Raw genomic sequence first — 10,480 nt, 5'->3', positions numbered from 1 at the left:
CAGGCGACGGCCTCGTCGTCCCGGTGGTTGGTGGGTGCGTGGCGGAGCAGCCGCGCGGGCTCGGCCGCCTGGGTCGCGCCCAGCGCCAGCCGTGCGCGCGGGCCGCCGGACAGGGTGGCGAGCACCCGCCCCCGTTCGATGGGCTCGCGCTCGCCGAGCCGCCGCAGGACGGCGGCCACCCGCCGGTCGGCGTCCCTCCCGCCGCGCACCTCGTACTCCGCGACGAGCCGCCCGTACGCCTCTACCTCCCCGGGGCCGGCCAGGTGGAGCCGTTCCTCGGCGGCCCGGATCCGCCGCTCCAGCTCCCGCAGTCCGGACAGCGCCCGGTCCACGGCGTCACCGACCCTCGCCCCGGGCGGGAGTCCGAGGGTCTGGGCCAGGTATCCCACCCCGCCGGGCGCCCGTACGCACACCTCGCCGGCGTCGGCGCGTTCCCGCCCGGCCAGCAGCCTGAGCAACGTCGACTTCCCCGCGCCGTTGTCCCCCACGACCCCGACCCGCTCGCCGGGCCGCACGGAGAACCCGACCCGGTCCAGCACGGTCCGGGTGCCGTACCGCTTGTCGACCTCGGCCAGCACGACCTGGCCACCACCATCCGAAGCACGCACGGGCCCACCCCTTTCGTTTGACGAGACGTTCCGTCTCGCCAAACTCTAGGTGATCACCCGTGCGTCAGGCAAGACGTTTCGTCTCGCTGGGGCCTCAGAGGTGCTGCCAGAGCGCCGGGACGTTCGGCGGCTCCCAGCCCGCGATCGCGGTGTGCGCCTGCAGGCAGCGGTAGGCGGTCCCCGCGTACGTGACCCCGTCGCCCGCCCGGTACGCCTGGCCCGCCGTCCAGGTGCCCGTGGGCGGGGTCGTCGGCGGGGGAGTGGTGGGCGGGGTGGTCGGGTCCTGGGGTACGTCCAGGACGAAGTCGAAGGTGCCCTCCCGGCCGGGCCCCGCCTGGCGCAGGTTCATCAGCAGCCGGCTGTCGAAGAGGGTGTCCGTGCCGTTGCGCGGCTCGCCCGGGAAGTACAGCTGGGTCGTGACCACGCGGCGCCCGGGTGCCTGGAGTTTGACGTGCAGGTGGCGGGTGCGTCCGGGATAGAGCCCCGGGACGATGGTGGTCAGGCTGAACGAACCCTGCGCCGTGCTGAACTGGTGCCCGCGGAAGGCGTAGCCGCTGTTGTCGTACGCGCCGCTGTCGTCCGCCTGCCAGAAGTCCAGCAGCACGCCCGGGACCGGGCGGCAGCCCCGCCCGAAGACGTACCCGGTGACCGTGAGCCGGGTGCCGGGCGTACCGGCCGTGACCAGGGAGTCGCGCAACGGGGAGTCGGGCTTGAAGTACGGGCCCTCCGTCTGTTCCATCGTCGGGCCGTCGCCGTCGCCGTCGTGGCAGTCCGGGGTCGGGGCGAGGCCGGCGGCGCCCGGCGCCGGCAGGTCACGGGCGAGCGCGACGCGCCCCCCGATCAACAGCGGGGCGGCGCCGAGCGCGGCGGCCGCGCGCAGGACGGTCTTGCGGCTGACCCGGCGTCCGTCGCCCATGGGTTCCGGTGCCGGGGTGGGCTCCTGTGGTGCGGGCATCGAGGCCTCCTCGCCTGGACGGGTGGTGGGGTGGGGGGCGCGACGGGGGAGGGCGGAACCTGCCGGGGCCGTCGGCCGGGGCGGCCCGTTCGATCGCGGCCAGCAGCAAACCTACGGTCCGTCCGGGTGCGCGGCGATGGACTCGATCCGGGGATCGTGGTGATTTCGACCGGCCCAGTTCCGGAACTCGCCCGGCGACATGCCCGTCTCCCTCCTGAAGAACCGGCAGAAGTACGCCGGATCGGAGAACCCCGCCACATGGGCGATCTGACGGACGGTCATGGTCGTGCCGGAGAGCAGCCTCTTCGCCTCCAGCGTCTGCTGCCGGCGGATCAGACGGCCCGGCGAGAGTCCCGTGGCCCGCCGCACGAGCGTCTGGAAGTGCCCGGCCGACAGGCCGAGTTCCCGTGCGTACCAGCCGACCGGACGGCCCGCTCCGCCGGGTTCGCAGAGCAGCCGGCCGAAGGCCGCGGCCAGTTCGGCGGACCGGTCGCGCGCCGCGGCCGGGCCGTCCGGGGCGGTGCCGGCCGGGCCGAGCGTCCGGGACGCCCGGGCGATCAGGATGTGCAGGCAGGCCCGCAGCACGTTCCGGTAGCCGGGCCGCAGGTCCCGGTACTCGCCGCCCATGTCGGCCAGGAGCGCGGCGATCGGCGCGGCCTGGTCGGCGGCCGGGTGCCCGGGCCGGCCGGCCAGCACCCGCAGGGCGGCCGCGTCGTCCGCGTGGGGCAGCAGGAAGTCCTCGTCGAAGAGGACCACGTGCCCGGTGAGCCCGTCCGCCTCGGCCCAGTGGTGGACCTGGCCGGGGGTGATCACGCACAGCTGCGGGGGCTCCACCGGGCGGCGCACCAGGTCCAGCACGTGTGCGCCGCTCCCGCCGGTCACGTAGACGATCTCGTGGAAGGTGTGCCGGTGCGGGAAGGCGGCGCGCGACAGCGGGCCGATGGTGTCGAAGGTCCCGATCGCGAAGGGCATCAGGTGGGGGAGGGGGACGTCGAGGCGGTGCAGGGGCAGTTCGGGGTGGCTGGTGTTCCGGAGCGGGTCCATCCCCGCAGTCTCCGGGCCCGGCCGCCCACAGGTACAGACCAGTCACGGCCGTCTGCCGCCGTCGTGCGCCGTGGTACGGCGGGGAGTACCGCGCCACCTCCGCCGGGTAGGACGTGATCATGACCGAGATCGAGACGCATCCCCCCGCCCCGCCGCGCCGGCCCTTACGCCAGCTGCTGGCCGCCTCCGTCGGCAACGCCGTGGAATGGTACGACTGGTACGCCTACACCTTCCTGGCCACCCACATCGCCCGGCAGGTCTTCCCGACCGGCGCCGGCGACTCCCTCCTCCCGCTGCTCTCCACCTTCGCCGTCTTCGCCGTCGGCTTCTTCATGCGCCCGGTCGGCGGGCTCCTGATGGGCGCGATCGCCGACCGGCGGGGCCGGCGCACCGCGCTCACCGTCACCATCCTGCTCATGGGAGGCAGCAGCCTGCTGGTCGGCCTCACGCCGGCGTACGCGGCCGTCGGCGTGCTCTCCCCGGTCGTCCTCGTGGCCGCCCGGCTGCTCCAGGGCCTCTCCGTCGGCGGGGAGTTCGCCGCCTCGACCACCTTCCTCGTGGAGTCCGCCGGGCCCGGCCGCCGGGGCCTGTTCTCCTCGTTCCAGTACGTCTCCACCACCCTCGGCCAGCTCGCCGCCTCCGGCCTGGCCGCGCTGCTCGTGAGCCTGCTCCCCGAGGACGCCATGAACGGCTGGGGGTGGCGCGTGCCCTTCCTGCTCGGCGCCGTCCTCAGCCTCGCGGGCTTCTGGATCCGGCGCGGCGCCGAGGAGACCCTCGCCGCCCGCCCCGCCGCCGCCCCGCGCCCCGGCCTCTTCGACGCGCTGCGCCACCACCCCCGCGCCTCCCTGCTGATCGCGGGCATCACGGCCGGCGGCACCCTCGCGTACTACACGTGGACCTCGTACCTGCCGACGTACGCCGAGCTCCGGACCGGGATCGCCAAGGGCGACGCGCTGCTCGCCGGAACGCTGTCCCTGGCCTTCTTCGCCCTGCTCCAGCCACTCGGCGGCCTGCTGTCCGACCGCTACGGACGCAAGCCGGCCCTGCTGTTCTTCGGGCTCGGCTTCGCCCTGCTCGTCGTACCGCTGCTGCGCGCGCTGGACGGCTCGTTCCTGTCCCTGCTGCTCGTCCAGTGCGCCGGCATGGTGCTGCTCACCGGCTTCACCTCGGTCTCGGCGGCCGTGAACGCCGAGGTCTTCCCGGCCCGGGTGCGGGCGGCCGGCATCGGCTTCCCGTACTCGCTGACCGTCGCCCTCTTCGGCGGCACCGCCCCCTACCTCGGCACCCTGCTGCAGGACCTGGGCCGGCCCGGCCTGTTCCCCTGGTACGTCGCCGTGCTGTGCCTGTGCTCCTCGGCGGTCTACCTGCGGCTGCCGGAGAGCGCCCACGCGCCCCTCGACCGCTGACCGCCGCCCCGGCGGGCGGTGTGCCCGCGCGGCGGGGTCAGGTGATCGACGGGTAGGAGACGACGTTCTCCTCGACGCTGTCGGAGCAGGGGTACAGGCGCGCCTCGGCGCCCTGGTAGAGGCCGCCCCACGAGTTCACGCAGTTGGCGGCGGCGACGCGCGGCTGGAGCTGCCGTCCGCTGCCCGCGTGGACGAAGTTGAACTGGGTGTCGCCCGCGGAGCCACTGGCGCAGGGGTAGAGGCGCATGTGGTTGCCGGTGGCGTCGCCGCCCTCCCAGTTGTTCACGCACAGGAGGCGGCCCTGGGGGTCGTAGGTCTGGGCCGCCCGGATCGTGAAGTGGGTGGCGTCCTGCGCCGACAGCCACCACTGCTGGGCCGAGCTGCCGTTGCAGCCCCAGATCTGGACCTTCTGGCCGACGACGAAGTTGCCGCCGGAGACGTCGAGGCAGTAGCCGCCGTTGAACCGGACCTCTCCCGCGCCGTATCCGGCGTGGGCGGTCCCGGTGCCGAGCGTGACGGCGAGCAGCGGAGCCGCGGCGACGGCGGCGATCTTGGCAATGCGGTGACGCACCGTGAGTTCCCCCTGTGATCAACGAAGTTGATGTTGATCATAGGGGGAACGGAGCGCCCGGCCGCTCCGGCCCGGACGGGGGCCGGGGCCGGGACGACTTCTCAGCGGCGGTTGTCCACCACCGCGAGGAGCTTGCCGCTGGTGGGGCTGCGGTCCAGCGACGCTCCGCCGACCGCCTCGACCACCAGGTCCAGCAGCTCCTCCGCCACCGCCGAGCGCAGCTCCGGGTAGCCGGACAGGAAGACCTCCCGCAGCCGCTCCGGATCCGTCGCCGGCGCCTTCTCCACCCGTACGGTCAGCCGCTCGCGCGCCTGCGCGGCGTCGAGCCGGATCTGCAGCTCGCCGCGGTGGCCGCCCCGCTCCTCGGCCAGCGCCAGGAAGCGGCGGTGGTTCAGGAAGTACGTGGCCACCCGCATCACGTCACCGGTGCGGCCCATCAGCTCGAAGCGGGGCGCCCGCCGGCCGCAGGGGCAAGGGCCCGCCATCTCCCGGCCGAGGTCGCCGATCAGGTAGCGGCCCAGGTCCTGGCCGCGCCGGGCGTGCGTGGTGAACACCAGCCGGCCCGTCTCGCCCGGGGCCACCGGCCGGTCCTCGGCCAGGTCCACGATCTCCAGGGTGTGCAGGTCGGCGTGGAGGTGGTGGACGCCGCCGGAGCTGTCCGCGCACTGGTAGCCCAGCGGGCCGAGGTCGGTGCTGCCGTAGGTGATCGAGCGGACGACCTCGATGCCGAACTCGGCCTTCAGCGTGCGCCGCTGCTCCTCGGTGAAGTGCTCGCCGCCGTAGAAGACCTTGCGCAGGCCCCCGTACGCGCGCAGTGCGTCCGCCTCCGCGTGCAGCAGCTGCCACAGGTAGGAGGGCATGCCGAAGAGGGTGTCGGCCCCGTGGTCGATCAGCGCCTGTGCCGTCGCCCGGTGGTCGGGGCCCGCCGACAGGGGGAGCTGCACGCCGCCGAGCCGTTCGAGTACGGAGAAGAAGCTGATGAAGCTGCCGTACATGCCGCCGCAGTAGAAGAGGTTCGCGGTCCGGTCCCCGGCCGGGTCGTAGCCGGCGGCGAGCAGGCCGCGGGCGGCGGCGTGCATCTGGGTGTCGTAGTCGTCGTAGCTGAAGACCGACAGGGCCGGAGCGCCCGTGCTGCCGCCGCTGCGGAAGTACAGCTCGGCATCGGCCCGGGCCAGTTCCCGGGCCGGTCCCTGCACGTCCTCCTTGCCCAGCAGGGGGCCCGTCGGAGGCGGCAGGACCACGGGCCGGACCAGGTCGTCGAGGCAGGCGGTGGTGGCGAACCGCTCCGGGTCGGCCTGGACGGCCACCCGGCGGCTGTAGCGCTGGAGGGCGTAGACCCCGTCGTGCGGCTCGCCCGCGTAGCTCTCCTGCATGGACCCGACCGGGGTGACGCGGGTGACGCCCGCGGCCAGCGCGGTGCGCGACAGCTCGGCGACGTCGGAGCGGCTGCCCGCGATGCCCGCCGTCTGCAGGTAGCGGCGCATCGGGCGCAGGGTGGCGATCAGCCGCTTCCGGGGCAGCGGCTTGACCCACACGCTGCGGTGCAGCGGCGAGGCCGTGAGCGGTGCGCGGGTGTCGGCCATGACCCGCCACGAGCCGTCGGGCGCGGCGAACACCCGGGTCAGCCCGAGGTGTTCCTCCAGCCGGGCGACCAGCTCGGTGGTGGTCAGCTCGGCCGCCTCGGCCGGATCCGCCCCGTCCGCCACGGAAGCGGAGGCGGCCTCCGCCGGCGGGCGGGTCGCGAGGACAGCGGCGAAACGCCCGGCGAAGGCGAACAGCTCCTCCTCGTCCTCGGTGTCGAGGTAGACCACCTGGGGGCTGGAACAGGCCTGCTGCTCGTACCGGCACACGTCGTCCGCGAGGGCCTCCAGCGTGCCCGGATCCGACCAGACGTCCTGCGTCAGGTAGGCGAAGGAGATCCGGTGCCCCCACTCCACCAGCCGGCAACCGGCCGGTACGTGGGCGGCCACCCCCTGGACGGCGTCCTCCCCGCCCCACACGGCGACGGCGTCCGCCGGCGCGCACATCATCCGCAGCCACTCCTGCCGGGCGGACGGGAAGCGCAGGACGACGATCCGCGCGGCGAGCGCGCCGGTGGGATCGAGGGCCGCCAGCTCGGCCGTCAGGTGCTGGGTGAAGAGGGAGTCGGCGCTGCTGGTCTTGAGGACGTTGACGTTCCCGGCGAGGAGGCCCTCGACGATGCTCAGCGGCGCGACCGTCGAGGTGTTGCCGGGGGCGATGTGGGCGACCAGGCCGACGGGTGCCCACGCCTCGTAGACGCTCTCGCGCGGATCGGCCCGGTTCAGCCGGCCGGGAGTGGCGCCGCCGAGTTCGCGGCGCAGCTTGCGCGTCAGCTCCCGGCGGTCCAGCAGGCCGCCGAGCTCGGCGAGGACGGCCGGGTCCTCTCCCGGGGGCAGCTGCGCCGCGAGGCGGGCGCGCACCGGGTGGGCCGGGTCGCGCAGGGCGGTGGCGAGGGCTTCGCAGGCCGCCAGCACGGTCTCGGTCTCCAGCACCGTCGCCAGCGCGGCCTCCACGGCGGCCGGCAGGGCGGCGAGGCGTCGCCCGGCCTCCTCGTCGCCGATGAAGGCGCCCTGCCAGTAGTGGGGCGCGTCCGCCGCGCCGTGCCGTGCGTTCGCGGCCGCGGTCATGTTCTCCGTCACGGTCAGGCCATGCCCTTCATCAGTTCCGCTGCGGCCACCGCGCAGCTGCGGTTGCGGCTCACCCCGGCCCGGCCGTGGACGGTGAACCAGGGGGTCTTCAGCTCGCACCCGCAGGCCTCGCCCGGCCGGAGGGAGGCGAGGTCGCCCATGACCACGCTCTGCGCCGGTACCGAGGTGATGTACGGGGACACCAGGTGCAGGTAGCCCCGCTCCCCGTACGGCAGGGGTTCGAGGGTGCGCGTGGAGCGGATCGTGACCCGGGACCACACGGGGGCGTGGAGGCGGTGGTGGTCGCACTCGATGTACGGGATGCAGTGCTCGACCGACCCGAAGGTGTCCCGGATCCGCTCGCCCGGGATGCCCAGCTGCCCGGTGACGCGGGCGTACAGCTCCTCCTTCCCGATCCGCCGGTCGGAGTGGCCCTTCCAGCCGCCGCCGAGGACGACCAGGGAGCCCTCGGGCAGGCGCAGCGGGGGCAGTCCCATGGCCCGCATCCGCTCCAGGGTGAAGAAGAGGAAGGCCGGGAAGCCGAGGATGCGCACGGGTGCGTCCTCCCGCTCGAAGCGGCGCAGCGCGGCGATGCAGCCGAAGGGGTCGAACTCGTGGTCGCCGCCGGTGTTGCGCAGGGCGTACTCGACGCTGCGGGCCGGGGCGAAGTCGCACAGGTAGTTGTCGGTGAAGGCGGTCCCCAGGTTGAGGGAGGGGGCCGGTTCGTAGCTGTACAGGAGGTAGTTGACCTCCTGGTCGGGGGTGATCCAGCCGTTGCGCTCGAAGATCCGGGCGACCATCCGCTGGGCGGAGCGTATGGTCCAGCGGTCGAAGAACATCTGCGACTTCTGACCGGTGGTGCCGGAGGAGGTCAGGTGCAGCTCGACGTCCTCGCGCGGGACGGAGAGGACCTCGTGCCGCTTGAAGAAGTTCGCGTGCACGAGCGGCGTGCGGTAGGGCCCGTCCGGCGCGGTGGCCTCGTACAGGGAGCGGAAGAAGGGGGAGCGTTCGGCGTGCCAGGCGTTGGTCTCCGCCATGGCGGCGGCGAACAGCTCGTCCTCGGCGGGTCCGAAGGCGTAGGGGTCGGTCAGGTCGCACAGCTGCTGTACGTGCGGCAGGAGGGCCGGGTCGGGTACGGCGACCGGCGCGAGATGGGGGTTCATGGGGCAACCTCGGATGACGTGGGCAGGTGTGTCGACGCCCAGGCCGACACGTAGCAGTCCAGATAGGGCTTCAGGGGCGGTTCGACGGCGACGCCGCGGAAGTCGATGCGCTCGCTGGAGCGGGACAGGACGGCGTAGTCGTGGAAGCCGTCGCCGTCCGCGCGCATCGCCGGGTAGACGGCCCCGGCGACGAACCCCTCGGCCAGGAAGGCCGCGAGGACCTCCTGGTGCGCGAGCGGTACGAGGGCCTCGACGTAGCCCGCTCCCGCGCGGGCCAGGGCCCGGGTGACGGGTTCCAGGCACGCGGCCGCGGCGGCCGGGTCGGGGTGGGCGGTCAGCAGGGAGCAGTACCCTCCGGCGCGGTTGAGGTACGCGTAGACCTCGAACCGGCCGTCCTCGGGGGTGAGCAACACGTTCGGGGTGTGCAGCGGGTAGAACCAGCCCTCGGCGCCGGGGAACCGCTCGCGGAAGCGGCGGCGGACGAAGGCGGGGGCTTCGATCACCTCCAGCCGGTCGTCCGCGGGGTTCCGCGCCGCGGGCGGGGCCGGGTGCGGACCGGCGGCGGCCCGCACCCCGGGGTAGCCGATGCCGAGCGCGGCCCCGGCGGTGCGCAGCAACGGCAGGAGCGGGGCGGGCACTTCGGTGACGGGTAGGCGCCGGTCCAGCACCCCGGCGGAGTGACGCGCGTAGAGTGCGAGGCTCTCGCGGCTGCGCAGATCCACCGCGTTGGGGAGGATCCCCAGCGGGCGGAAGCCGTTGCGGGCGACGACGCGCTGCGGGCCGGCGCTGACGGTGCGCACGGTCGCGTACACGGAGTCCAGCCGGCCCGAGTCGAGCATGCCCGCGCACAGGGCCCCGGTGAGGGTGGCGGCCAGGCCCGCCGAGCGGTGCCCGGGGTGCACGGCGATGCCCTCCAGGCGGCCGATCCGGCTGCCCGCCTCGCCGTGGATGGCGGCGGACCCGGTCAGCGCCCCGGTGTCGGCGCAGCGGGCGACCAGCCAGAGCGAGTGCGGGTCCTCGATCAGCCGGGCCATCTCGGCCGGGTCCGTGCCGAGGGCCACGGGGTAGTGGGGTCCGTAGACGGCGTAGTAGAGCTGGCGCAGTTCGGCGATGTCCGCGCACGCGGCGGGGGTGACGACGGGACTCACCGCTCACCTCCGGCGGACCCGGCCGCGGGGGACTTCAGCAGGGCCAGCGCGCACGCGGCGGGGACCAGGCCCGCGCCCTGCACCAGGCACAGCGCCCGCGGGGAGAGGAAGTCCCCGGCGAGGCCGAACGCCAGGGAGGCCACCGGCACGGAGGCACCCAGCACGGCCTGCATCACGGCGAAGAAGCCGGGCTTGTCGGCCGGCGGCACCAGCCGCTGGAACAGGGCCACGAAGCGGACGCTGACGGCCCCGGCGCACCAGCCGGCCACCACCAGGCAGCCCATGACGGCGGCGCGGTGCGTGAGCAGCCCCGGCAGGGCGAGGGCGAGGGCCATCAGGCCCAGACCGTACGCGCCGGCGACCGTGGGGCGGCCCGGCAGGCGGGTGCCGGTGAAGGCGCCGACGAGCGTGCCGGTGCCCAGCGAGGCCTCCAGCAGGGCCACGGTGCCCCCACCGCCCGCGAGGACCGAGCGGGTGTAGAGGGGGATGACGACGAACACGGCGGCGGTGAAGAGGTTCGCCGCGGTGAAGCAGACCAGGATCCGCCGTACGTAGGGGAGTTCGGCGAGGATGCCGCGCAGGGTGCGCCGCCGCGGCGGGTCCGCGGCGTCGGCTCCGGCATCGGTTTCTGCGTCGGCTCCGGCGGAGGCTCCGGCGTCGGCTTCTGCGCCCGGTACGACGCTGCGGAACCGGGCGCCCGCGACGAGGAGGGCGGCGCCGAGGTAGGCGCCCGCGCAGCCGGCGGCCAGCCCGGCCACACCGGCCCGGTCGACGGTCAGGGCGCCGAGCAGCGCTCCGCCGAGGCCGGCCAGGGACTGGGTGGACAGCTCGAAGCCGGTGGCCGTCTCGATGTCGGCGTCGTCGACGAGTTCGGGCACCGAGGTGGTCAGGCAGGGGTCGAAGAACGCCTGGCAGGCCGCCAGGGCGAGTCCGGCCG

The 10,480-nt window shown here is 74.5% G+C and carries 9 protein-coding genes; 1 reads left to right on the top strand and 8 read right to left on the bottom strand.

The genetic code is table 11. From position 1 onward, the window contains the following. From ACFVXK_RS33390 to ACFVXK_RS33380, 3 genes are all read right to left on the bottom strand, one after another. A partial coding sequence (locus ACFVXK_RS33390) for an ATP-binding cassette domain-containing protein (protein WP_389619351.1) occupies nucleotides 1–608 on the bottom strand: 608 nt, incomplete at its 3' end. A gap of 94 nt (nucleotides 609–702) precedes the next feature. After that, entirely contained in the window at nucleotides 703–1,563 is an 861-nt protein-coding gene (locus tag ACFVXK_RS33385; protein ID WP_389619348.1) for a carbohydrate-binding protein, read from the bottom strand. Between the two features lie 111 nt (nucleotides 1,564–1,674). After that, nucleotides 1,675–2,607: an AraC family transcriptional regulator gene (locus tag ACFVXK_RS33380; protein ID WP_389619345.1), complete on the bottom strand. Its 933-nt coding sequence runs from the start codon at nucleotides 2,605–2,607 to the stop codon at nucleotides 1,675–1,677. A 119-nt stretch (nucleotides 2,608–2,726) separates the two neighbouring features. Between ACFVXK_RS33380 and ACFVXK_RS33375 the strand changes: the two genes are divergently transcribed. After that, nucleotides 2,727–4,013 carry an MFS transporter gene (locus ACFVXK_RS33375; protein WP_389619342.1) on the top strand — a complete coding sequence of 429 codons (1,287 nt, stop codon included), beginning with the start codon at nucleotides 2,727–2,729 and terminating at the stop codon, nucleotides 4,011–4,013. 37 nt (nucleotides 4,014–4,050) lie between these two features. Here the strand turns inward: ACFVXK_RS33375 and ACFVXK_RS33370 are convergent, their stop codons facing one another. From ACFVXK_RS33370 to ACFVXK_RS33350, 5 genes are all read right to left on the bottom strand, one after another. After that, a complete protein-coding gene (locus tag ACFVXK_RS33370; RefSeq protein WP_389619339.1) occupies nucleotides 4,051–4,584 on the bottom strand; it encodes an RICIN domain-containing protein in 534 nt (177 codons plus the stop codon). A 101-nt stretch (nucleotides 4,585–4,685) separates the two neighbouring features. Further along, nucleotides 4,686–7,244 (bottom strand): acyl-CoA reductase, encoded by a 2,559-nt coding sequence (locus tag ACFVXK_RS33365; RefSeq protein ID WP_389619336.1) that lies wholly within the window; start codon nucleotides 7,242–7,244, stop codon nucleotides 4,686–4,688. 2 nt (nucleotides 7,245–7,246) lie between these two features. Then, complete coding sequence (locus tag ACFVXK_RS33360; RefSeq protein WP_389619333.1) at nucleotides 7,247–8,395, bottom strand: acyl-protein synthase; 1,149 nt, start codon at nucleotides 8,393–8,395, stop codon at nucleotides 7,247–7,249. Beyond that, a complete protein-coding gene (locus ACFVXK_RS33355) occupies nucleotides 8,392–9,543 on the bottom strand; it encodes a GNAT family N-acetyltransferase (protein ID WP_389619330.1) in 1,152 nt (383 codons plus the stop codon). Before ACFVXK_RS33355 ends, ACFVXK_RS33360 begins: the two co-directional genes overlap by 4 nt. After that, a partial coding sequence (locus tag ACFVXK_RS33350) for an MFS transporter (RefSeq protein ID WP_389619327.1) occupies nucleotides 9,540–10,480 on the bottom strand: 941 nt, incomplete at its 5' end. The genes ACFVXK_RS33350 and ACFVXK_RS33355, both read right to left, overlap by 4 nt.

Source organism: Streptomyces sp. NPDC058157 (assembly GCF_042884105.1).
In the GTDB taxonomy this organism is placed as follows: Bacteria; Actinomycetota; Actinomycetes; order Streptomycetales; family Streptomycetaceae; genus Streptomyces.
Note: the sequence above shows the minus strand (reverse complement) of the source record. Positions and strands in the feature narration are given on the sequence as shown.

Bases quoted from the DNA above. Each gene is read 5' to 3' on its own strand.
- ACFVXK_RS33375 (WP_389619342.1), top strand. From the start codon at position 2,727: ATGACCGAGATCGAGACGCATCCCCCCGCCCCGCCGCGCCGGCCCTTA.
- ACFVXK_RS33385 (WP_389619348.1), bottom strand. From the start codon at position 1,563: ATGCCCGCACCACAGGAGCCCACCCCGGCACCGGAACCCATGGGCGAC.
- ACFVXK_RS33360 (WP_389619333.1), bottom strand. From the start codon at position 8,395: ATGAACCCCCATCTCGCGCCGGTCGCCGTACCCGACCCGGCCCTCCTG.
- ACFVXK_RS33380 (WP_389619345.1), bottom strand. From the start codon at position 2,607: ATGGACCCGCTCCGGAACACCAGCCACCCCGAACTGCCCCTGCACCGC.